General features: G+C 73.6%; 20 protein-coding genes and 1 pseudogene. 10 read left to right on the top strand and 11 right to left on the bottom strand.

Features of this window, described 5'->3' with window-relative positions; translation table 11 throughout:
- The 4 genes and pseudogenes from ACFWU6_RS10585 to ACFWU6_RS10600 form a co-directional block, all read left to right on the top strand.
- Positions 1 to 205 (top strand): annotated as a pseudogene (locus ACFWU6_RS10585) (urease accessory protein UreF); the annotation flags it as partial.
- Positions 206 to 248: 43 nt separating this feature from the next.
- Positions 249 to 935, top strand: a complete 687-nt coding sequence (gene ureG / locus ACFWU6_RS10590) for an urease accessory protein UreG (RefSeq protein WP_383799329.1) — start codon at positions 249 to 251, stop codon at positions 933 to 935.
- Positions 932 to 1717: an urease accessory protein UreD gene (locus ACFWU6_RS10595; RefSeq protein WP_383980355.1), complete on the top strand. Its 786-nt coding sequence runs from the start codon at positions 932 to 934 to the stop codon at positions 1715 to 1717. The genes ureG and ACFWU6_RS10595 overlap by 4 nt, the downstream gene beginning before the upstream one ends.
- A gap of 183 nt (positions 1718 to 1900) precedes the next feature.
- On the top strand, positions 1901 to 3571 hold the full coding sequence (locus ACFWU6_RS10600) for an alpha/beta hydrolase (protein ID WP_383799335.1): 1671 nt from the start codon (positions 1901 to 1903) through the stop codon (positions 3569 to 3571).
- 61 nt (positions 3572 to 3632) lie between these two features.
- Here ACFWU6_RS10600 and ACFWU6_RS10605 read toward each other — a convergent pair whose 3' ends face one another.
- From ACFWU6_RS10605 to ACFWU6_RS10630, 6 genes are all read right to left on the bottom strand, one after another.
- A complete protein-coding gene (locus ACFWU6_RS10605) occupies positions 3633 to 4343 on the bottom strand; it encodes a lysophospholipid acyltransferase family protein (protein ID WP_383980358.1) in 711 nt (236 codons plus the stop codon).
- A gap of 387 nt (positions 4344 to 4730) precedes the next feature.
- Positions 4731 to 4889 carry a hypothetical protein gene (locus ACFWU6_RS10610; protein ID WP_383799340.1) on the bottom strand — a complete coding sequence of 53 codons (159 nt, stop codon included), beginning with the start codon at positions 4887 to 4889 and terminating at the stop codon, positions 4731 to 4733.
- A gap of 32 nt (positions 4890 to 4921) precedes the next feature.
- A complete protein-coding gene (locus ACFWU6_RS10615; RefSeq protein ID WP_383980362.1) occupies positions 4922 to 5878 on the bottom strand; it encodes a cytochrome c oxidase assembly protein in 957 nt (318 codons plus the stop codon).
- 89 nt (positions 5879 to 5967) lie between these two features.
- Entirely contained in the window at positions 5968 to 6993 is a 1026-nt protein-coding gene (locus ACFWU6_RS10620; protein WP_383799346.1) for a 6-phosphofructokinase, read from the bottom strand.
- A 203-nt stretch (positions 6994 to 7196) separates the two neighbouring features.
- A complete protein-coding gene (locus ACFWU6_RS10625; protein ID WP_383799349.1) occupies positions 7197 to 7925 on the bottom strand; it encodes a type 1 glutamine amidotransferase in 729 nt (242 codons plus the stop codon).
- A gap of 20 nt (positions 7926 to 7945) precedes the next feature.
- Complete coding sequence (locus tag ACFWU6_RS10630) at positions 7946 to 9184, bottom strand: MurT ligase domain-containing protein (protein ID WP_356405733.1); 1239 nt, start codon at positions 9182 to 9184, stop codon at positions 7946 to 7948.
- 123 nt (positions 9185 to 9307) lie between these two features.
- On the opposite strand from ACFWU6_RS10630, the gene def reads away from it, so the two are divergent.
- The gene (def, locus tag ACFWU6_RS10635; RefSeq protein WP_383799352.1) at positions 9308 to 9862 is read left to right on the top strand and encodes a peptide deformylase; all 555 of its coding nucleotides are present in this window, start codon (positions 9308 to 9310) and stop codon (positions 9860 to 9862) included.
- A 217-nt stretch (positions 9863 to 10079) separates the two neighbouring features.
- Here def and ACFWU6_RS10640 read toward each other — a convergent pair whose 3' ends face one another.
- The gene (locus ACFWU6_RS10640; RefSeq protein ID WP_383799355.1) at positions 10080 to 10724 is read right to left on the bottom strand and encodes a TetR family transcriptional regulator; all 645 of its coding nucleotides are present in this window, start codon (positions 10722 to 10724) and stop codon (positions 10080 to 10082) included.
- Positions 10725 to 10941: 217 nt separating this feature from the next.
- Between ACFWU6_RS10640 and ACFWU6_RS10645 the strand changes: the two genes are divergently transcribed.
- On the top strand, positions 10942 to 12174 hold the full coding sequence (locus tag ACFWU6_RS10645) for an acyl-CoA dehydrogenase family protein (protein ID WP_383799358.1): 1233 nt from the start codon (positions 10942 to 10944) through the stop codon (positions 12172 to 12174).
- A gap of 173 nt (positions 12175 to 12347) precedes the next feature.
- Here ACFWU6_RS10645 and ACFWU6_RS10650 read toward each other — a convergent pair whose 3' ends face one another.
- The gene (locus ACFWU6_RS10650; protein ID WP_383799360.1) at positions 12348 to 13163 is read right to left on the bottom strand and encodes a hypothetical protein; all 816 of its coding nucleotides are present in this window, start codon (positions 13161 to 13163) and stop codon (positions 12348 to 12350) included.
- Between the two features lie 87 nt (positions 13164 to 13250).
- Positions 13251 to 13688, bottom strand: a complete 438-nt coding sequence (locus ACFWU6_RS10655; protein WP_383799363.1) for an SRPBCC family protein — start codon at positions 13686 to 13688, stop codon at positions 13251 to 13253.
- A gap of 155 nt (positions 13689 to 13843) precedes the next feature.
- Between ACFWU6_RS10655 and ACFWU6_RS10660 the strand changes: the two genes are divergently transcribed.
- Positions 13844 to 14029, top strand: a complete 186-nt coding sequence (locus tag ACFWU6_RS10660; protein WP_383799366.1) for a DUF5999 family protein — start codon at positions 13844 to 13846, stop codon at positions 14027 to 14029.
- A gap of 143 nt (positions 14030 to 14172) precedes the next feature.
- Here ACFWU6_RS10660 and ACFWU6_RS10665 read toward each other — a convergent pair whose 3' ends face one another.
- Both ACFWU6_RS10665 and ACFWU6_RS10670 read right to left on the bottom strand, forming a co-directional pair.
- Positions 14173 to 16197: an ATP-binding protein gene (locus ACFWU6_RS10665; protein ID WP_383799369.1), complete on the bottom strand. Its 2025-nt coding sequence runs from the start codon at positions 16195 to 16197 to the stop codon at positions 14173 to 14175.
- A gap of 137 nt (positions 16198 to 16334) precedes the next feature.
- A complete protein-coding gene (locus tag ACFWU6_RS10670; RefSeq protein WP_383980366.1) occupies positions 16335 to 17282 on the bottom strand; it encodes a fibronectin type III domain-containing protein in 948 nt (315 codons plus the stop codon).
- 200 nt (positions 17283 to 17482) lie between these two features.
- Between ACFWU6_RS10670 and ACFWU6_RS10675 the strand changes: the two genes are divergently transcribed.
- Genes ACFWU6_RS10675 through ACFWU6_RS10685 form a run of 3 tightly spaced genes read left to right on the top strand, consistent with a single transcriptional unit; the run spans position 17483 to position 21090 of the window.
- Positions 17483 to 19099: an ABC transporter substrate-binding protein gene (locus ACFWU6_RS10675; RefSeq protein WP_383980368.1), complete on the top strand. Its 1617-nt coding sequence runs from the start codon at positions 17483 to 17485 to the stop codon at positions 19097 to 19099.
- A gap of 46 nt (positions 19100 to 19145) precedes the next feature.
- A complete protein-coding gene (locus ACFWU6_RS10680; RefSeq protein ID WP_383799478.1) occupies positions 19146 to 20111 on the top strand; it encodes an ABC transporter permease in 966 nt (321 codons plus the stop codon).
- A complete protein-coding gene (locus ACFWU6_RS10685) occupies positions 20104 to 21090 on the top strand; it encodes an ABC transporter permease (protein WP_383980371.1) in 987 nt (328 codons plus the stop codon). Before ACFWU6_RS10680 ends, ACFWU6_RS10685 begins: the two co-directional genes overlap by 8 nt.
- Positions 21091 to 21118 lie beyond the last annotated feature (28 nt).

Here is a 21118-nt window from a genome sequence, read left to right on the forward strand (position 1 = left end):
GCTGCTGGGCCTGGACCCCTTCCAGGCCAGCGGGGTCCTGGCCCGCCTCGCCCCCGAGCTCGACGCCGTCGCGGCCCGGGCCGCCGAAGCCGCCCGCAGGGCGCGCACGGAGGGCGCGGACGCCCTTCCCGCGGCCTCCTCGCCCCTGCTGGACATCTCGGCCGAGGTCCATGCCGCCTGGCCGGTACGCCTCTTCGCCTCCTGAGCACCCGAGCGGCCCTCCGACCCCCGTTCCCCAAGGAGAAACCATGCACCTCGACCACGGCGTGGCCTACCCCCGCCGGCACACCCACGGCGCCGACCCGGTCCGCGCCGACGGCACCCGCCGGGCCCTGCGCATCGGACTCGGCGGCCCCGTCGGCTCCGGCAAGACCGCCACCGTCGCGGCGCTGTGCCGGGCGCTGCGCGCCGAGCTGTCCATGGCGGTGGTCACCAACGACATCTACACCCGCGAGGACGCCGAGTTCCTGCTCCGCGAGGCCGTCCTGCCGCCCGAGCGGATCGCCGCCGTCGAGACCGGAGCCTGCCCGCACACCGCCATCCGCGACGACATCTCCGCCAACCTGGAGGCCGTCGAGGAGCTGGAGGAGAACGTCGGCCCGCTCGACCTGATCCTCGTCGAATCCGGCGGGGACAACCTCACCGCCACCTTCTCCCGAGGGCTCGTCGACGCCCAGATCTTCGTCATCGACGTGGCCGGCGGCGACGACATCCCGCGCAAGGGCGGACCCGGGGTGACCACCGCGGACCTGCTCGTCGTCAACAAGACCGACCTCGCCCCCCATGTCGGCTCCGACCTGGCCCGGATGGCCCGCGACGCCGCCGAACAGCGCGGTGAACTGCCCGTCGCCTTCCAGTCGCTGCGCGGCCCCGAGGGCGTCGCCCCGGTCGCCGCGTGGGTGCGCGAGCGGATCGCCGCCTGGATCGTACGGTGACCAGCGCGCCCCCCGCTCCCGCCCCGGCGGCGGGCCTGCGGGCCACCGCCCGGATCCGGGCGGCCGCCGACGGGCGGGGCGGCACCGCCCTGCCCCTGCTGACCGGAGAGGGGCCGCTCGCACTGCGCCGCACCCGGGGGGCGGGCGCCGGGGCCGGGGTGATGCTCGTCGGCGCGATGAGCGCACCGCTGGGCGGGGACCACCTCACCATCGAGGCCGTGGCCGGCCCCGGGGCGCGGCTCACCCTCGGATCGGCGGCGGCCACCCTCGCCCTGCCCGGCCGCGGCGGCGAACCGGCCCGGTACGACGTGCACCTCACCGTGGAGGACGGGGCGTCCGTGCGGTGGCTTCCGGAGCCGCTGGTCTCCGTGCGCGGCAGCGACCTGCGCGTGCGCACACGGGTCCGACTGGCGCCCACGGCCCGGCTGGTGTTCCGCGAGGAGCAGGTGCTGGGCCGCAGCGGCGAGGAACCAGGACTGCTGCGCAGCCGGCTCGGCGTCACCCGGGACGGCCGTCCGCTGCTCGACCAGGAGCTGGCCTGCGGACCGGGGGCGCCCGGCGGGTGGGACGGTCCGGCCGGCCTGGCGGGCCACCGGGCGCTCGGCCAACTCCTCGTCGTGGAGCCGGCCTTCGCGAAGGCCCCGCCGGCGGCCCGGGTGCTGGGGGAGTTCGCCGCGGCGACCCCGCTGGCCGGTCCGGCGGTGCTCGTCACGGCCCTGGCGCCGGACGCCCTGAGGCTGCGGGAGCTGCTGGACGCGGCCTGCGACACGTACGGCCGGTGACGCGGCGACGCACCGGACACCGCTCAGCGGTACACGCCTTTCCGGTTATCGGGTTGGCAAAGATCCGGCCCCCGGTCTGTCGCCGGGTCCCGGTCAGAGGACAGGATCGCCCTGCACGCCGATGACCGAACCCGACCGAAACCGGCCGCCCACGGCGGCACTTGACGCAGGGGGAACAACCACGTGATACGCAACGCGGCGCTGGGCAGCGCCGCCACTCTGATCACCGGCACGCTGGCGGCGGGCCTGCTGCTGGCACCGCCCGCCGCGGCGGCGTCCGCAGGCCGCGACAACGGGACCGCCGAGGCGGTCGGCGTACAGATAGCCGCGGCCCGCGCCGCCCGCGCCGGGATCGAGTGGAAGGACTGCCCCGCGGACTGGGGCTTCGAGAAGCCCATCCAGTGCGGCTGGGTCAAGGTCCCGCTCGACTACACCAAGCCGTTCGGCAAGACCATCGAGCTCGCCGTCGACCGGATCGGCAGCACCGGCACCAAGGAGGAGCGCCAGGGCGCGCTCGTCTACAACCCGGGCGGCCCCGGCGGCTCCGGCATGCGCTTCCCGCGCCGGGTCACCACCAAGAGCCCGCTGTGGGTCAACGCCTCCAAGGCGTACGACTTCGTGGGCTTCGACCCCCGCGGAGTCGGCCACTCGGCGCCGATCTCCTGCATCGACCCGCAGGAGTTCGTCAAGGCCCCCAAGGCCGACCCGGTCCCGTCCAACGAGGCCGACAAGCGCGCCCAGCGCAAGCTCGCCGCCGAGTACGCGGACGGCTGCAAGGAGCGCAGCGGCGAGATGCTGCCGCACATGACCACGCCGAACACCGCGCGGGACCTGGACGTCATCCGGGCCGCCCTCGGCGAGAAGAAGCTGAACTACCTCGGCGTCTCCTACGGCACCTACCTCGGCGGGGTCTACGCGACCCTCTTCCCGAGCCACGTGCGCCGCATGATCGTCGACAGCGTGGTCGACCCGGACCAGGACAACATCTGGTACGAGGCCAACCTCGGCCAGGACGTCGCCTTCCAGACGCGCTGGAACGACTGGCAGGACTGGGTCGCGAAGAACGACGCGTCCTTCCACCTCGGCGACACCCGCGCCGAGGTCGAGGCCCGCTACCAGGAGCTGCGCGCCAAGGCCAAGGCCGACCCCATCGGCGGTGTCGTCGGACCGGCCGAGCTCATCGGCTTCTTCCAGGGCGCCCCGTACTACGACTCCTCGTGGGTGCCCGTCGCGCAGACGTTCGCCGCCTACGCGGCCGGCGACGAGCAGGCGCTGGTCGACGCGATCGCCCCGGACATGTCCGACACGGCCGGCAACGCCGCCGCCGAGAACGGCAACGCCGTCTACACCGCGGTCGAGTGCGCCGACGCCAAGTGGCCCACCAGCTGGGCCGAGTGGGACCGCGACAACACCCGGCTGCACCAGAAGTACCCGTTCCTGACCTGGTCCAACGCGTGGATGAACCTGCCCTGCGCGACCTGGAGGTCGAAGCAGAGCACCCCGATCGAGGTCGGCGCCAGCGCCCGGCGCGGCCTGCCCCCGGTCCTGATCGTCCAGTCCGAGCGTGACGCGGCCACCCCGTACGAGGGCGCGGTCTCGCTGCACCGCCGTCTCGGCGGCTCGCGCCTGATCACCGAGAAGAACGCCGGCTCGCACGGGGTCACCAGCCTGGTGAACCCCTGCATCAACACCCGCGTCGACGCCTACCTGCTGACCGGCAGGGTCGACGCGAAGGACGTGACGTGCGCCCCGCACGCCACGCCCGTCGCCCCGGCCCCCGCCGCCGCGAAGTCCCTCGGCCAGGCGCCGGGCTCGGACCTTCCGGCCCGTGAGGAGCTCCCGGCCGTCCGCTAGTGCGGTGACCGGCACGTCCACCGGGCACTGCACCGGCGGCCCGCCGGCAGGGGGAGGAGGCTCAGCGCGACCTGCGCCGGGCCTTCTTCCGTTCCTCCTCCTGCTCGGCCTTGACCTCGGCCGCGTACCGGTCGACGTACTCCTGGCCCGAGAGGGCGAGGATCTCGTACATGATCTCGTCGGTGACGGCGCGCAGGACGGTCCGCTCGCCCTCCAGTCCGTCGTACCGGGAGAAGTCCATCGGCGTGCCGAAGCGGATCGTGACCCGCCGGATCTTCGGGATCTTCCGACCGGGCGGCTGGATCTCGAAGGTGCCGATCATCGCGCAGGGGATGACCGGCACTCCGGCGCCGAGTGCCATCGCGGCGACCCCCACCTTGCCCTTGTACAGCCGGCCGTCGTGCGAGCGGGTGCCCTCCGGGTAGATGCCCAGCAGCTCGTCCTTGGCCAGGACCCCCAGCCCCTCGCGCAGGGCCGCCTGCCCGGCGTTCTTCCCGGAGCGGTCCACGGGGATCTGCCCGGCGCTGCGGAAGAACGCGGCGGTCAGGCGCCCCTTGACCCCGGGGCCCGTGAAGTACTCGGCCTTCGCGAGGAAGGTGATCCGCCGCGCGAGGATCGCCGGCATCAGGAAGTGGTCGGAGAACGAGAGGTGGTTGCCCGCGATGATGGCGGCCCCCTCCGCCGGGATGTTCTCCAGGCCCTCGATCCTCGGCCGGAACAGCAGCCGCAGCAGAGGACCGAGGAGTACGTGCTTGAGCAAGTGGTAGAACACCAGGTCGCTCCTGTCGCCGGCCGGAGCCGGACATGCGGGAAACACGGGAAAGATCCAGTCTAGGGGCCACCCGACACGCCGTCACGAGGTGGTACGGACCGGTCGCGGAGGGAGTTCGCCCGGCGGGGGCGCGCCGCTCGGGACCACGGGTCTCCGTGACCGCGGCGGGCGGGAAGCCCGCCGGACGCGGGGCCGGGCGCAGCGGTCCGCGGAAGGGCCGGGCGGGAGGGTCGGGCGGCCGGCGCGAGGGTGTGCTGCGGGTGCGCCGCCGCGGAGCGGGTGACGCCCCGGCGTGCGGGAGCGTCGGGCGGGGGCGGGTCCGCGGGAGGTGCGCGCGCGGGAGCCGGCGGGCGGGGCGCGCAGGCGGGGCCGGCAGGGCCCCGGGTCTCAGGCGCCGCCGGACGCGGCCATCCCGGCGGTCAGGAGCCCCAGCACCACCCAGCCGAACCACAGCCAGCCGTTGCTGCCGAGGACCACGGAGTACGCGGCGACGGCCACCAGTGCGGCGAAGGTCGTCACGGCCATCGCCTTAACGGATCCGGTCATGCCCCATGGTGGCGCGCGGAGGGGGTCCGGCGCTACTGGCCACGCGCTTGGAGCGAAGCCAGATACGAGTTGTAGGCCGCCAGCTCCTGGTCGCCGTCGCGGTCCGCGGCACGGTCGGAGCGCTTCGCCGCCCGCTGCTCGGAGTGGTACCACTGGTAGACCAGCGCGATCAGCACCAGCACCGAGGGGATCTCGCTGAAGGCCCAGGCGATGCCGCCGCCCCACTGCTGGTCGAGGAGCGCGTCGATGCCGAGGGAGCCCGGCGGGTCCGCGTACGTCTTGATCATCGGCTCGCTCGCCATCATCAGGGCGATGCCGAAGAAGGCGTGGAAGGGCATGCCGGCGAAGAGCTCCAGCATCCGCATCACATAGCCGGGGCGGTGCGGACCGGGGTCCACCCCCATGATCGGCCAGAAGAAGATCACGCCGACGGCGAGGAAGTGGACCATCATCGCGATGTGCCCGGTCCGGCTCTCCATCAGGAAGTCGAAGATCGGGGTGAAGTACAGCCCGTAGAGGCTGGCGATGAACATCGGGATGGTGAAGGCGGGGTGGGTGATGACCTTCATGTACCGGCTGTGCAGGAGCATCAGCAGCAGCTCGCGGGGCCCCTTGCGGCCGCGCGCGGCGGGCGGCAGGGCGCGCAGCGCCAGTGTCATCGGTGCGCCGAGCAGGAGCAGGATCGGGGTGATCATGCTGATCACCATGTGCTGGACCATGTGCACGCTGAACATGACCATGCCGTAGTCGTTCAGCTTGGTGCACATCATCAGGACCACGCTCAGCACGCCGATGGTGAAGGCGGTGGTCCGGCCGGGCGACCAGGAGTCCCCGCGGCGGCGCAGCCGCAGCACGCCCCACCCGTACAGGGCCAGGGCCAGCAGCGAGCCGAACAGGAAGAAGCCGTCGAAGGAGAACTCCAGCCCCCTGCCGAGAGTGAACGGCGGCAGGTCCATGTCCATGTCCATGCCGTGCCCGCTGTGGTCCATCTGTTCACTCCCTTGACTGTGGCGCCCCACCACAGTAGTGCCGCCCCCGTACGCTCCTGCGCGCGGGGGCGGCGGTAACGGGCATACGGTCACAGAACCGTCTGGGCCTCGTCGTACCGGTCGGCCGGGACCGTCTTGAGCGTGGAGGTGGCCTCGGCGAGCGGCACCATCACGATGTCCGTGCCGCGCAGCGCGGTCAGCATGCCGAACTCGCCCCGGTGCGCCGCCTCCACCGCATGCCAGCCGAAGCGGGTGGCGAGCACCCGGTCGTACGCGGTAGGCGTGCCGCCGCGCTGGACGTGGCCCAGGATCACCGGCCGGGCCTCCTTGCCCAGGCGGTGCTCCAGCTCCACGGCGAGCCGGTTGCCGATGCCGGCGAACCGCTCGTGCCCGTACATGTCGGTGCCGCCCTGCTCGAACTCCATCGAACCGGCCCGCGGCTTGGCGCCCTCGGCGACCACGACGATCGCGAACCGCTTGCCCGCGGAGAAGCGCTCGCCGACGATCGCGGTGAGCTCGTCTATGTCGAAGGGGCGCTCCGGCACCACGATCGCGTGCGCGCCGGCCGCCATGCCCGAGTGCAGGGCGATCCACCCGGTGTGGCGGCCCATGACCTCCACGACCATCACCCGCTGGTGGGACTCGGCGGTGGTCTTCAGCCGGTCCAGCGCCTCGGTGGCCACGCCGACGGCGGTGTCGAAGCCGAAGGTGACGTCCGTGGAGGCGATGTCGTTGTCGATGGTCTTGGGGACTCCGACGATCGGCAGCCCGGCCTGCGCGAGCAGGTGCGCGGCCTTCAGGGTGCCCTCCCCGCCGATGGGGATGACGGCGTCGAGGCCGAGGTCGGCGACGTGGCCGCGGGCCCGCTCCACGCCGTCGCGCAGGTGGGCGGGCTGGACCCGGGAGGAGCCGAGGATGGTGCCCCCGCGGGCGAGGATGCCGCCCACCGCGTCGAGGTCGAGCTTGCAGTAGTCGGCCTCCAGCAGGCCCTTCCAGCCGTCGAGGAAACCGATCACCTCGTCGCCGTGGTCGACGACGGCGCGGTGCACGACGGAGCGGATGACGGCATTGAGGCCGGGGCAGTCGCCACCGGAAGTGAGCACACCTATGCGCATGGCAGGAAGAGACCTTTGCAACGTGGGCCGACGACCGGACCACGTCGTCCGGTGGGAACTACGGCCACCCTACAAGCGGAAGCCGGGTCGGCTGAACCATCCTCCACATGGCGGACCGGACGGTCGTGCGAACGCACGTCGGCCCGGCTCCCACCAGGGGGAGCCGGGCCGGCGAAGGGGGCGCCCAGCGGCGCCGCGGAGCCTCAGGCGGGCTGCGTGGCGGCCGCGATGCGCTCGCTGCGCAGGGCCTCGTACCAGCGGTCGTCGAGACCCGGCAGCGCGTTCACGTCGAGGGCCAGTTTCAGCAGCAGGTCCGCGATGTGCGGGTTGCGGGCCATCACGGGACCGTGCATGTAGGTGCCGAACACCGTGTCGTTGTACGCGCCCTCGGTGCCGTCGCCGGTGCCGTTCCCGCGGCCCATGGTCACCCGGGCGAACGGGCGTGCCGTGGGGCCGAGGTGCGTGACGCCCTGGTGGTTCTCGAAGCCCGTCAGCTGGGGCAGGCCCAGGCGAGGGTCGATGTCCCCGAGGACGTCGCCGACGCACCGCTCGCCCTCGCCGCGCACGGTCACCACGTCCAGCAGGCCGAGGCCCTCCTGGCGCCGGCCCTGGTCGTTGACGAACTCCTTGCCGAGGATCTGGTAACCGGCGCAGACGGAGAAGACGATCGCCCCGTTCGAGACGGCCCGCTCCAGCCCGCCGTCGCGCACCAGGCGCTCCGCGGCGAGCCGCTGCGGCCGGTCCTCGCCGCCGCCGATCAGGTAGATGTCGCCCGAGGTGGGGATCGGCTGGTCGCTGCGGACGTCCACCCGGTGGACGTCCAGGCCGCGCTGGCGCGCCCGGCGCTCCACCACGAGGGCATTGCCCTGGTCTCCGTACGTGCTGAGCAGGTCGGGGTAGACCCACACCAGACGCAGGCTGTTGTCGCTCATGCTCTTGTCCTTTATGGGTGCTAGTTGCCGACGCGGCGGCGCACGTCCTGGAAGGCGGTGTAGTTGGCGATCAGCTCGATCTGTCCGGGCGGGGCCAGCTGTACGGCCTCGTCGAGGGTCTCGCACACGCGGAAGTCCAGCCCCGCGACCTCAAGGCGGACCGCGAGGTCGAGCTTCCGGTCGCCGATCACGAAGATCGGGTGGCCGGCGAGCCGCGGGTAGTCGACGTCCCACAGCCAGGAGGTGTCGGTGCCGTCCGCGCCGCGGGCGTTCACCGACAGGACCACCGGGGTCGGCGGCGGATCGATCAGCGAGAACGTCTCCAGCCAGCCGGCCGGGTTCTTCGCGAGCAGCAGCCGCAGCTCGCGCCCCTGGAAGCTGACCACGTCGTAGCGGCCGGCGACGGCCTGCACCTGGTACATCCGCTCCAGCGCGACCTGCGGCGGGACGCCGAAGACCGCGGCCACGGCGGCCGAGGTGGCGGCGTTGGCCTTGTTGGCGCGGCCGGGGAGCTGGAGGTGGATCGGCCAGGCCGAGCCGTGCGGGTCCAGTACGTGGTCGCCGGAGAGCACCCAGGTCGGCGTCGGGCGCCGGAAACCGCACTCGCCGCAGAACCAGTCGTCGCCCGGGCGCTGCATGACACCGCCGCAGGAGGGGCACGACCAGGCGTCGTCCTTCCACTCCTGGCCGGCCGCGACCCACACCACGTTCTGCGAGGAGGAGGCGGACCAGACGATCAGCGGGTCGTCGCAGTTCGCGACGATGACCGCCTTGGAGCCGGAAAGGCCCTCGCGCCACTTCTCCGCGAGCATGCGGGTCTCGGCGGCGCGGTCCAGCTGGTCGCGGGAGAGGTTCAGCAGGGCGATCACCTTGGGGGTGACGTCCCGGGCCACACCCGCCAGGTATTTCTCGTCCACCTCGATGACGCCGTACTTGGCGTCCGAGCCGCCCGCCAGGGCCGAGGTGATGCCGGCGGGCATGTTGGCGCCGAGGGCGTTGGAGACGACCGGTCCGCTGGCCCGCAGGGCCTCCGCGATCAGTCGGGTCGTCGTGGTCTTGCCGTTCGTCGCGGAGACGAGGACGACGTCGAGATGTTGCGCGAGCGCTCCGAGGAGATCGGGGTCGAGCCGTAGCGCGACCTTGCCCCCGATCACCGATCCGCTTCCGCGTCCCGCGGCCCGCGACACCGCCGCCGCGGCCTTGCCCGCCGTCACGGCCAGCTTGGCCCGCGGCGAAAGCGGCTCTGTGTTGCCTGCCATCGTCCCTTGTCCTCCTTGCGTCGGTCGGCCCCAGCCTATCCAGTACCTGCCGGAGCCTTGACCGCGGCGCCCCCGAGCCGCTGCGGATCTCCTCATATAGTCGCCCGTCGTAGGCTTGTGGCCATGCGACAGCGCCCCATCCCCGGTACCACCGGACTCGTCCGCACCATGAGCCTGCTGGGCGACCCGGTGCTCCACTCGGCCTGCGCGGAGGTCACCGATTTCGGCCCCGGCCTCGACCGCCTCGTCGAGGACATGTTCGCCACCATGTACGCGGCCGAGGGCGTCGGCCTCGCGGCGAACCAGATCGGCGTCGGGCAGCGGGTGTTCGTGTACGACTGCCCCGACGACGAGGACGTCCGCCATGTCGGGCACGTCGTCAACCCGCGTCTGGTGGCGGCGGACGGGGACGAGTTCACCGGCCCCGAGGGGTGCCTGTCCCTGCCGGGACTGGAGGCGGGTACGGCCCGCTTCGACCGGGCGGTCGTCGAGGGCGTCACCTCGGACGGGGCGCCGGTGCGGATCGAGGGGACCGGCTTCTTCGCGCGCTGCCTGCAGCACGAGTGCGACCACCTGGAGGGCACGGTGTACGCGGACCGGGTGACGGGGCTGCGGGCCAGGCGGCTGCGCCGGGCGATCCGGAAGGCCCCTTGGGGCGCAGGCGCGGTGCGGGGCTGAGCGGGGCGGTGCGGGGGCCGGCTTGACCGGGTCCGCGGGACGGGGTGAGCGGCGGCTGAGCGGCGCCGGTCGATCGGGCCGAACGGGCTGGTTGAGTGGCGCCGGTCGAGCGGGCCGCGCCGTCGGGCCCTGCCGCGCCGGGACCCGGGGCTCCGCCCGGCCCCCGCGCCCCGGGCGCCGGCCGCTCAGGCCGGTACGCCGGCGGACGCGGCCCGTGTCAGAAGCCGGGGCCGTCCGCGCGGTTGCCCGCCGTCGCCAGGCGTCCCCACAGGAGGTCGGTGAGGCCCGCGACCAGCTCGGCGCGCTCGCACGGGCGCTCGCCGAGCCACCAGTCCCCGGCGGCGTGCATCATGCCGACGATGCCGTGGCCCCAGATCCGGGCGAGGCGTTCGCCGTCGGGGCCGAGGTCCACGCGCTCGCCGACGACCTGGGCCAGTTCCTCGCCGAGGCGGCGCAGCAGCGGGGCAGAGTGCAGGCCCACGTCGAAGCCGCGCTCGGGGGCCTGCGGGTCCTCGGCCGGGTGCATCAGGAAGCGGTACACCTGGGGGCGGGCCTCGATGGCCGCGAGATAGGTGTCCAGGGTGGCCTCGACCCGGCGGCGCCGCTCGGCCGGGGCGTCGAGCGCCGCCCGCAGCGAGTCGAGCAGGGCGTCGGTGTGCCGGACGGCCAGGGCCTGGTAGAGGCCCGCCTTGTCGCCGAAGTGGCGGTAGAGGATCGGCTTGGTGATGCCCGCCTCCGCCGCGATCGCGTTCATGGAGGCCTTGGGGCCGTCCCTGAGCACGACCCGGTCGGCGGCTTCGAGCAGTTCGCGCCGCCGGCGCTCGGCCGCCCCGGGCTCGCCTGCCTGCTGCGTGGTCTCCATGGTGTGTTTCTCTCCCCGCCCTTGCGATGTGCGTGACGCCCACGCAACGTAACACCCCGCACACCCTGGCGATCGAATCGGCGGACGTCCCGACGGGGGCGGCGTCCTCGGAGGGCCGCTGCTTGACAGTGCTTACCGGCCGGTAACAGACTGTCGTCACCGTGCTGGTTACCGTTAGTAACCATCACTTGGGCGAGAACAGACAGCTGGAGGGGACATGGCGGAGTTCACCATGGAGCTCAACGACGACCAGATCCAGGTGCGGGACTGGATCCACGGCTTCGCGGCCGACGTGATCCGGCCCGCGGCCGCGGAATGGGACGAGCGCGAGGAGACTCCCTGGCCCGTCATCCAGGAAGCCGCCAAGGTCGGCATCTACTCCCTGGACTTCTATGCCCAGCAGTTCTTCGACCCCACCGGCCTCGGCATCCCGATGGCCATGGAGGAGCTCTTCTGGGGCGACGCGGGCATCGCGCTGTCCATCGTCGGCACCGGACTCGCGGCCATCGGCGTCGTCGCCAACGGCACCGAGGAGCAGATCGGCACCTGGATCCCGCAGATGTACGGCGACGCCAACGACGTGAAGGTCGCCGCCTTCTGCTCCTCCGAGCCGGACGCCGGCTCCGACGTGGGCTCGATGCGCACCCGCGCCGTGTACGACCAGGCCAAGGACGAATGGGTGCTCAACGGCACCAAGACCTGGGCGACCAACGGGGGCATCGCCAACGTCCACATCGTCGTGGCCGTCGTCGACCCCGAGCTGGGCACCAAGGGCCACGCCTCCTTCATCGTGCCGCCCGGCACGCCGGGCCTGTCCCAGGGCCAGAAGTTCAAGAAGCACGGCATCCGCGCCTCGCACACCGCCGAGGTGGTGCTGGAGGACGTGCGCGTGCCCGGCTCCTGCCTGCTCGGCGGCAAGGAGAAGCTGGACGAGCGGCTGGCCCGCGCCCGGGAGCGGGCCCGCAGCGGCGGCGCCGGCGAGCGCGTGAAGAACGCGGCCATGGCCACCTTCGAGGCCTCGCGGCCCGCGGTCGGCGCCATGGCGGTCGGCACCGCCCGCGCGGCGTACGAGGTCGCCCTCGACTACGCCAAGACGCGTACGCAGTTCGGCCGCCCGATCATCGACAACCAGGGCGTGGCCTTCCAACTCGCCGACATGCGGACGCAGATCGACGCGGCCCGGCTGCTGGTGTGGCGGGCGTCGTGGATGGCGGTCGCGGGGCGGCCCTTCACTTCGGCGGAGGGCTCGATGTCGAAGCTCTTCGCGAGCGAGGTCGCGAAGAAGGTCACCGCCCAGGCGGTCCAGATCCTCGGCGGCAACGGCTTCACCCGCGAGTACCCGGTGGAGCGGATGCACCGGGACAGTGCGATCTACACCATCTTCGAGGGGACCAGCGAGATCCAGCGCCTGGTCATCGCGCGGACCATCTCCGACATGCCGATCCGCTAGGACGCGTCCGGCCGCCGGGACCCCTCCCGGAGGGGAGCGGGCCCGGCGGCGGCTCCCCGGCGCGACCGGGGGGTCCGGCCGGCCGGCCGGGCCGGGCTGGTGAGGACCACCACGTGCCGGACCTTCGTGCTGTCCCCCTCCCGGACTCCCCCCGAACTCCCCTGCGCCGCGCGCTAGCGCAGCGGCCTGAGGCAGCTCGCTGTGCGCCGGTCCGGGCCGTATGCGAGGTCCCCGATGTACTCTCCGGCGGCGCAGGCCGCCCCGGGCGCGTCCAGCATCCTCGTCACCTCGAACTCGGCGCTGACCGAGCCGCATTCCGTGACCTGGAGGTCCTGGTCGCTCCAGTCGCCCTTGTTGCGCACGCACTGCCCGACGCTCAGGGGGTCCGGGTCGCCGCCCCCCACCACGGCGGTCAGCACGAGCACCGGGACCGCGAGGGCTGCCAACAGCAGCGGGACCAGCACGGCGACCGCGGCCGGACGCCGCCACAGCGGCCTGCCCGGGTCCAGCGGGGCCAGGACCCCGCCCGTCGGCGGCCCCAGCCTGCGCAGCCGCCCCCACGGGGCGAGGTTCGTCAGCAGGGTGACCGGCGTGACGAACAGGGACAGCGGGCCCCACCAGCCCTGCCACAGGGTCCTCGCGGACATCTCGCGGACGGTGGCGAGCCCGCAGTCGCGGCAGAACGGCCCCTTGCGGCTGAGGAACCGCATCACCACGACGACGCCCTGGTGTCCGTACACGGTGGTGTCCGCGACGGGCAGCGATCCGCACACCCGGCAGCCGTACGCCCCCTGCTCCGCTCCGCCGGCCGCCGGCGCGCGGTGGTCCTGCCGGGGCGCGTACGGTCCGTACGGGGCGTAGGGGCCGGTGTCGCGCGCGTACGGGGCGGTGTGACGGACGTACGGGCCCTGCGGCGACGGCGGGGTCCGGTCCGGACGGAGCCCTGGACGCGGGCCGGTGCCCTGCTGCGGCGGTGGCGGGGTGGCCACGGAGATCCCCCTCGGTTCTCGCGGTGATCACCGGACCCGGTGACCGCTGGAACCCTAACCCCGGCGGCCGAGGCTGCGGGACGGCCCTCAGGCGCGCAGCATGCGGTGCAGCGCCCGGGAGAAGACGAGCCGGCCGGCCGCGTCGACCAACGGACCGAGCGCGCGGGGGAGGCCGCGCAGGCGGAGTTCCTCGCGCCAGTGGACCTCGGCGCCGCCCCCCGGGAGCGGGCGCACCTCGATCTCGGCCACGCCGGTCACCGCCCGACCGCGCTTCTCCAGCCGGACCAGCCCTGGCGCCGCCCCCGCCGGGGGGCGCCAGAGGGTCACCTCCATCCGGTCGTCGAAGGTGACGCGGCCCACGCCCGTGCGCGCCGTGAAGACCGTCCCGACGCGGGTCGGCGGGGGCGTTTCGACGGTCGTCCGGGTGAAGGGGACCTGAGCCCCGTGGCGCTCCCAGTCCGTCAGCCGCCGCCACGTCTCGGAGGGGGGAAGGACTGTGTGGTGAATGATCCGGATACCGGGCATGAGCGCATGGTAATCGGGCATACACACCCTGAACTGAACGGCCGAAATGGGTTCCGTCCGAGGGTGGCGATCAGCAATACTCACCGCCACCGTGGATCGCGGATTCGACCGGGTGACCACCGGCCCTCCCGCCCCACTCTGCGAGGAGGTGCGCCATGTGCTCCCACCAGCCCCCCTGCCCTGCCGTAGACAGCGCCGACCACGACGCGGCCCGCACCGTGGCCTTCCGCCCCGAACAGGGCTGGAGTCTGCTCTGCAACGGCGCCGTGGTCTTCGACGACACCGGTGAACTGCTCCCCGACGGCCGCACGGTGGAACCACGCCGCCCGGCCCTGGTCTGAGCGAGGAGGCAGCATGCGCCAGCAGCTGATCCGCAAGCCCGTCCCCAAGCCCGCCCCCCGAGACCTGGATCTGCGCACCCCGTCGGGCAGACCCCTCCCGTACTGACGGGAGCCCCCGGGCCGCGCCGCCCACCGCCTGGTCGTCAGCCGGTGGGCGCCGTCGCGCCGCCCAGGAACGCCGTCTCGTACGCGGCGTCGCCGATCGCCGCGCGGGCCCGCCGCTCGCCCCGGTCCCGCAGGGCCGTCAGCGAGGGCGAGCCGCCCATCTGCGGCCTGCCCACCGTCCTCCACCAGGCGTGCCCGGTGCCCAGCAGGCGCGCCGCCAGCTCGCCGTCGCCCAGCTCGGCCACCGCCGCGGCCAGCACGTCCAGGCCGAGGGCGATGCCGAACCGGTCGCCCAGCAGCCGCTTCCCGGACAGCATGGCCCGCACGTGCCGGGCCGCCTCCCCGTGGTCTCCCAGGCCCAGCGCGGCCACCGCCAGGATGTAGTCCGCGTACGCCCGCAGCCAGCGCTCGCCCAGTTCCGCGCACGTCTCCCGCAGGGCCCGTGCCTCCTGTGCCGCCTCCTCGAACCGGCGCAGGTCGCACAGGGCGTAGCCGGTGGCCAGTCTGCACAGCAGCCAGCCCGTGGCGCTGGAGGCCCCGCCGCGGGCCGCCCTGGCCCGTGGCCCGGCCAGCGCCAGGGCGCGTACGGGGTCGCCGGGCATCAGCACCGACACCGCCTCCAGGTACGCGGCGCGCAACTCCCGCTCGGGGTCCGCGAGGCGGGCCGCTCCCCGGGTGCACTCGGCGGCGATCTGCCGGGCCCGCGCCATGTCGCCCTGGAGCATCATGGTGAGTCCGAGCGCCCACAGGGCCTGGTTGTGCGCGGCCCCCGTATGCGGGGCCGCCCGCAGGGACCGTTCGAGGAAGCCCCGGCCCTCGTGGGCGTGGCCGCACGCGAACCAGTGGAACCACAGGGCCCCGGCCATCTCCAGCGCGGCCGTCGGGTCGGAGCCCAGCAGGTGCTCCAGGGCCGTGCGCAGCTGAGCGTGCTCGGCGGTCATCCTGCGGTACCAGTCGACCTGTCCGGGGCCCAGCCAGCCGCGGTCGGCGGCCTGCGCGAGCGCCGCGTACCAGTGGGCGTGCCGGTCGGCGACGACCTGGGACTCGCCGAGCTCGTCCAGCCAGCCGGCCCCGTACTCGCGGATCGTGTCCAGCAGCCGGTACCGGGCCCCCGCGCCGCGCTCCTCGGTGCGCCGGACCACCGACTTGGCGACCAGGCCCGCCAGGGCCCGCTCGACCCGGGAGGCGGGCAGCGGGCCGCCCGCGCACACGGCGCGGGCGGCCGCGGCGTCGAAGTCGCCGGTGAAGACCGACAGCCTCGCCCACAGCAGCCGTTCGACCGGCTCGCACAGTTCGTGGCTCCAGCCGATCGCGGTCCGCATGGTCCGGTGCCGGGGGAGCCGGGCGGCGCGGACGTCGGTGAGGACGTCGAAGCGGGCGTCGAGCCGCTCGGCCGTCTGCTCCAGCGTCCACAACCGCATCCGGGCCCCCGCCAGTTCGAGGGCGAGCGGGATGCCGTCCAGCCGGCGGCACACCTCGGCCGCGATCGCGCGCCGCCCCGGGTCGGCGAAGGCGGCGGCCGCCTGCGGGGCGGCGGCGAGGGCGCGGGCGCGGAAGAGGGCGAGGGCGTCGCTGTCGGGGCCCCCGCAGGGCAGCGGGCGGACGTCGACGACCCGCTCGCCGGGCGAGCCGAGCGGCTGCCTGGAGGTGACCAGGACCGTCAGCCCCGGTGCGGACTGCAGGAGTTCGCCCACGAGGTGCCGGCAGTCGGCGACCAGGTGCTCGCAGGTGTCCAGGACGAGCAGCAGGGTCTTGTCCGCCATCCAGGCGCACAGTTCCTCGTCGAGGGGGGCCGAGGAGTGGCCGGCGAGGCCGACGGCGCGGGCGACCGTCGCCGTGAGCAGGCTGGGGTCGCGCAGGGGTGACAGCTCCACCCACCAGACGCCGTCGGGGCGCGCCGCACGGGCGCCGGCTGCGGCGCGCAGGGCGAGCCGGGACTTGCCGACCCCGCCCACCCCCGTCAGGGTGATCAGCCGTCGCTGGCGCAAAAGGCTGTCCAACAGGCCGAGTTCTGTCTCCCGGCCGACGAAGCTCGCCGATTCCGGCGGCAGGTTTCCCGGCACGGCGCCAGATTCTGGCCCAGTGGCGTCGGTTGCCGAGTCTGCCTGATTGTTGTTGACCGAGTACTCACCGAACACGGAAGCATTGTGCGCGATCTTCGCGTCCGAAAGCGCCGTTCAGGCCGAATCGTCGCCGTATCTCATGCGGTGAGCGTGACCTCGCGCTCCGCGGAGAAGGCCCCCCAATTGCCGTCGGGGAGCCGGGCCCGCAGCTTGATCCGCCACACCGTGCCGGTCGGCTCGGCCACCGTCAGCCGGTGCTCCACCCGGCCGCTGGGCACGGCGCCCGCGCCGAACTGCACGGTGGTGGTGAGCCGTCCGTTGACGTGGAGCTCGTATTCGGTGGTGGCGCGGCCCGTGTCCGGAGCGGTCCAGGAGAGGGTGACGGCGCCGGGCGAGGCGGTGGCGGTGAGGTCGGCGGGCGCCGTACCCGCGCCCCGGCCGGAGGCGGGCGGGGTGGCCACCTCCGCCGCGGGACCGTCGGGGGAGGAGTTGTCCGCTCCGTCGCGGGCCCGGACGGTGAAGGAGTACGCGGTGTCCGGCTGGAGGCCGGCGAGGACGGTCGAGGTCTCGCCGGGGCCGGCGGTGTGGATGCGGGCGTCTCCCTGGTAGACGTCGTAGGCGGTCACGCCGGTGTCGTCCGTCGCCGGGCTCCAGGACAGCCGCGCCGCGCGGGGGCCGGCGGCCGAGCCCGTGGTGGTGGCCGGGGCGGTGGGGGCGGCGCGGTCCTCGGCCGTCGCCGCCGGGGTGGTCGCGGTGACGGCCGGCCCCGCGCCGGAGCGGTTCCCGGCGGCGTCCTTGGCCCGGACCGTGAAGGAGTAGGCGGTCTGCGGGGCGAGGCCGGCCACGTCCACCATGGTCTTCTCCGCGGGGAGTTCCCGGACGAGCCTGCCGGCCTGGAAGACCTGGTAGCCGGTCACCCCGTCCCGGTCCGCAGCGGCGTCCCACATGACGTGCACGCTGGTGGCGCTGCCCGCCTGGGCGGTCAGCCCGGCCGGGGCGGGCGGGGGGTCGGTGTCGGCGGCGGTGCAGGCGGCGAGGCCGCCCAGGGCAAGGCAGAGGACGAGCGTGGGGGCGCTGGGTCGCACGGGAGCCTTCCTCGGCTTGCTCGGTTCTCTCGGCGCTGTTCTAAAGGTCTAGACATATATGGCACGAGCAGCTCGGGCCGGGCAAGCCCCCTGCCGTGCCCGGCCGCCGGTGTGGACCGGTTCGTGTTCCTCTGGCCTCATCTGGCACTATTGCCATCTCTTTGCAATAACAGATGATCACAAACAGGGATGTGCGCAGCATGACGGCCCGGACAGCACGGGGAGCGGCCGCTACGACGCTGGCCGCCGCACTCATCACGGGTGTGGCGGCCTGTTCGAACCCCACGGGGGGCACCACCGCGCGGTCCGCGGGAGGGGACTCCGCGGTGGTGGGCATCGCCACCGAGCCGGAGAGCCTCAGCCCGCTCCTCGGGTACGGCAAGGACGGCAACTCGAAGATCTTCGACGGACTGCTCACGCACGACGCCGACATGAAGCTGAAGCCCGCACTGGCCACGGCCCTCCCCGAGGTCTCAGCGGACGGGCTCACCTACACGTACGCGCTGCGCCGGGGCGTGAAGTTCAGCGACGGGGCGCCCTTCTCCGCCAAGGACGTCGTCTTCACCTACAAAGCGATCCTCGACCCGCGGACGAACAACGCCTCCAAGACCGAGCTGGACGCCATCGCGGGCGTCGAGGCGCGCGGAGACGACACGGTCGTCTTCACCCTGAAGTACCCCTACGCGCCGTTCGCCGAACGGACCGTGCTGCCGATCGCCCCCGAGCACATCGCCGGCCGCCAGGACGTCAACAGCGGCGACTTCGCCAGCCGGCCCGTCGGCACCGGCCCGTACCTGCTCACCGGCTGGTTCAAGGGCGAGAAGCTCAGCTTCAGGTCCAACCCCGGCTACTGGGGCGGCGAGCCCGCGGTGAAGAAGTTCACCATGGCCGTGATCAAGGATGACGACGTACGCGCGACCCGGCTGCGCTCCGGCGAGCTGGACGCGGCGGTCCTGCCGCCGAACCTGGCCGCGGCCCTCGGCGCGAAGGGCGGCGCCGCGCCGCGCACCGTCCTCGCCGCCAAGACCTTCGACTACCGCACCGTGACGCTCCCCACCCACCACGAGGTCACCGGCGACGTGGCGGTGCGGCGGGCGCTGGACATCGCGGTGGACCGCAGGGCCATGGTCGACCGGCTCCTGGAGGGCGCGGGCAAGCCCGCCTACGGCCCGGTCCCCACCGACAGCCCCTGGTTCACCGCCGGCACGGAGCGCGCCCACGACCTCGACGGGGCGAAGAACATCCTCGACGACGCGGGGTGGAAGCCCGGAGCGGACGGGGTCCGGGTCAAGGACGGGGTCCGCGCCGCCTTCCCGCTCTGGTACACCTCCGGAGACAAGATCCGCCAGGACCACGCGCTGGCCTTCGCCTCCGACGCCAAGAAGGCCGGTATCGAGGTCACGACCGAGGCCGGGACCTGGGAGGTCATCGAACCCCGGATGAAGACCGACGCCGTCCTCGCCGGCGGCGGCTCCCCGGCCGACCCCGACTTCGACCAGTACCAGCTGCTGACCTCCTCGCTCGGCGGCGACGGCTTCAACAACATGGGCCGGTACGACAATCCGGTCGTCGACCGGGCGCTGACCGAGGCCCGCGAGAGCGGCGACCGGGCCGTGCGCAAGGCCGCGTACGACACCGTGCAGCGGGAGCTCGTCAAGAACCCGGGCTACGTCTTCCTCACCCACATCGACCACCTGTACGTCGTGAACGACACGTGGGAGGGCCTGACCACGCAGGTCGAGCCGCACGACCACGGACTCGGCTCCGGCCCCTGGTGGAACGTCGAGACCTGGAAGCCGAAGCAGAAGCAGAAGTGAGCCGAGCCCAGTGACCGCCCGCACCGCCCGCCTCCCCTGGGGGCCGATGGCGCGCATGGCCGGGCGGCGGACCCTCTTCGCCGCCCCCGTCCTGCTCGCCGTCACCTTCGGGGCCTTCGCCATCGCCGCGCTGTCCCCCTTCGACCCCGTCAAGGCCTATGCCGGGACGGCGGGGCTGACCGCCTCCCAGACCGAACTCGACCAGCTGCGCGTCAACCTCGGCGTCGACCGGCCCCTCGTCGGGCGGTGGTGGGACTGGCTCACCTCGGCGCTCACCGGCGACCTCGGCACCTCCGCCGTCATGCGGCAGCCGGTGGCCGACGTCATCGGGGAGCGGGTCGGCTGGTCCGCGCTCCTCGCCGGGTGCGCCTTCGCGGTGGCCGTCCTGCTCGGGACCGGGCTGGGCGTGCCGGCCGCGCGCCGCCAAGGCGGCCTCCTGGACCGGTGCGCCGGCTCCCTCGCATACACGCTGGAGGCCGCACCGGCCTTCTGGCTGGCGCTGCTGGCCGTCTGGTTCTTCTCGGTGCACCTCGGCGTGCTGCCGTCGGGAGGCCTGACGGACGCGGGCAGCGACGAGGTCACCTTCGGCCAGGTCGCCTCCCACCTGGTCCTGCCCGCCCTGGTGCTGGGCGTCTCCCAAGTCCCCTGGTTCTTCCTGTACGTCCGCCAGGGCGTGGCCGACGCGCTGGAGGAGGACCCCGTACGGGGAGCCCGCGCGCGCGGCCTGGCCGAGCGGCGCGTGCTGCTCGGGCACGCGCTGCGCTCCGGCACGCTGCCCGTGCTGACGCTGGTCGGCTCCCGGGTACCGGAGCTGATCACCGGTGCGCTGCTGGTGGAGACCGTCTTCAGCTGGCCGGGCATCGCGGCGGCGACCGTACAGGCGGCCACCTCGGTGGACTTCCCGCTGCTGGCCGCGCTGACGGTGCTGGCCACGGCCGCGGTGCTCGCCGGAAACCTGCTGTCCGACCTGCTGTACGGGCTGGCCGATCCGAGGGTGGGCTTCGATGGCTGAGCCGATGACCGGGGGCGCGGCCGGCTCCCCCGGCGGGCCCTCCGGCGGGCCCTCCGGCGGGCCTTCCGCCGGGCCCTCTGCCCGGCCCTTCGCCGGGGCCGTGGACCGCACGGGGGAGCGGACGGTGTGGAAGTCCGCCGGGACGGCGCGCAGTTCTTCGCGGACCCTGCGGGTGCGGACCGCCGCGGTCGTCATGGTGGTGATCGCACTGGCGGTCCTGCTGGTCCCGCCGCTGGCGCAGTTGGACCAGCAGGCAGTCGACCTGTCGGCCCGGCTCCGTCCGCCCTCGTGGGACCACCCCTTCGGGACGGACGACGTCGGACGCGACCTGCTGCTCCGCTGCGTCTACGGACTGCGGGTCTCGCTGCTGGTGGGCCTGGTGGCGGCGCTCGTCGCCACGGTCGTCGGCACGGCGGTGGGCGCGGCGGCGGGAGCGCTGGGCGGGTGGACGGACCGCCTGGTGATGCGGGCCGTCGACGCGCTCTCCTCGATCCCGCACCTGCTGCTGGGCATCTTCATCGTCGCGATGTTCCGCCCCGGCGTCTGGCCGGTGATCGTCTCCGTCGCCGTCACCCACTGGCTGTCGACCGCACGCATCGTCCGCGCCGAGGTGCTCTCGCTGCGCGGCCGCCCGTACGTGGACGCGGCGGTCTCGGGCGGTGCCTCGCGGTGGCGCGTCACCGTACGGCACCTGGTGCCGGGCGTGCTGCCGCAGGCGGGGCTGGCCGCCGTACTGATGGTCCCGCACGCCATGTGGCACGAGTCGGCCCTGTCCTTCCTGGGACTCGGACTGCCCGCCCACCAGGCGAGCCTGGGCGGCCTGGTGCAGAGCGCCCGCGGTTCGCTGCTCGCCGGGCACTGGTGGCCCACCCTCTTCCCCGGCCTCCTCATGATCGTCCCGACGCTGGCCGTCGCCGGCCTCGCCGGCGCCTGGCGCGACCGCCTCAACCCCCGCCGCCGCTCGGAGCTGACGCTGTGACCCGCCAAGACCCCGCAGACCGCTCCCC

Source organism: Streptomyces sp. NPDC058674 (genome assembly GCF_042716505.1).
In the GTDB taxonomy this organism is placed as follows: Bacteria; Actinomycetota; Actinomycetes; order Streptomycetales; family Streptomycetaceae; genus Streptomyces.

Bases quoted from the DNA above. Each gene is read 5' to 3' on its own strand.
- def (WP_383799352.1), top strand. From the start codon at position 9,308: ATGCGACAGCGCCCCATCCCCGGTACCACCGGACTCGTCCGCACCATG.
- ACFWU6_RS10640 (WP_383799355.1), bottom strand. From the start codon at position 10,724: ATGGAGACCACGCAGCAGGCAGGCGAGCCCGGGGCGGCCGAGCGCCGG.
- ACFWU6_RS10680 (WP_383799478.1), top strand. From the start codon at position 19,146: ATGGCGCGCATGGCCGGGCGGCGGACCCTCTTCGCCGCCCCCGTCCTG.
- ACFWU6_RS10620 (WP_383799346.1), bottom strand. From the start codon at position 6,993: ATGCGCATAGGTGTGCTCACTTCCGGTGGCGACTGCCCCGGCCTCAAT.
- ACFWU6_RS10655 (WP_383799363.1), bottom strand. From the start codon at position 13,688: ATGCCCGGTATCCGGATCATTCACCACACAGTCCTTCCCCCCTCCGAG.
- ACFWU6_RS10675 (WP_383980368.1), top strand. From the start codon at position 17,483: ATGACGGCCCGGACAGCACGGGGAGCGGCCGCTACGACGCTGGCCGCC.
- ACFWU6_RS10660 (WP_383799366.1), top strand. From the start codon at position 13,844: ATGTGCTCCCACCAGCCCCCCTGCCCTGCCGTAGACAGCGCCGACCAC.
- ACFWU6_RS10685 (WP_383980371.1), top strand. From the start codon at position 20,104: ATGGCTGAGCCGATGACCGGGGGCGCGGCCGGCTCCCCCGGCGGGCCC.
- ACFWU6_RS10625 (WP_383799349.1), bottom strand. From the start codon at position 7,925: ATGAGCGACAACAGCCTGCGTCTGGTGTGGGTCTACCCCGACCTGCTC.
- ACFWU6_RS10615 (WP_383980362.1), bottom strand. From the start codon at position 5,878: ATGGACCACAGCGGGCACGGCATGGACATGGACATGGACCTGCCGCCG.
- ACFWU6_RS10610 (WP_383799340.1), bottom strand. From the start codon at position 4,889: ATGACCGGATCCGTTAAGGCGATGGCCGTGACGACCTTCGCCGCACTG.
- ureG (WP_383799329.1), top strand. From the start codon at position 249: ATGCACCTCGACCACGGCGTGGCCTACCCCCGCCGGCACACCCACGGC.
- ACFWU6_RS10630 (WP_356405733.1), bottom strand. From the start codon at position 9,184: ATGGCAGGCAACACAGAGCCGCTTTCGCCGCGGGCCAAGCTGGCCGTG.
- ACFWU6_RS10645 (WP_383799358.1), top strand. From the start codon at position 10,942: ATGGCGGAGTTCACCATGGAGCTCAACGACGACCAGATCCAGGTGCGG.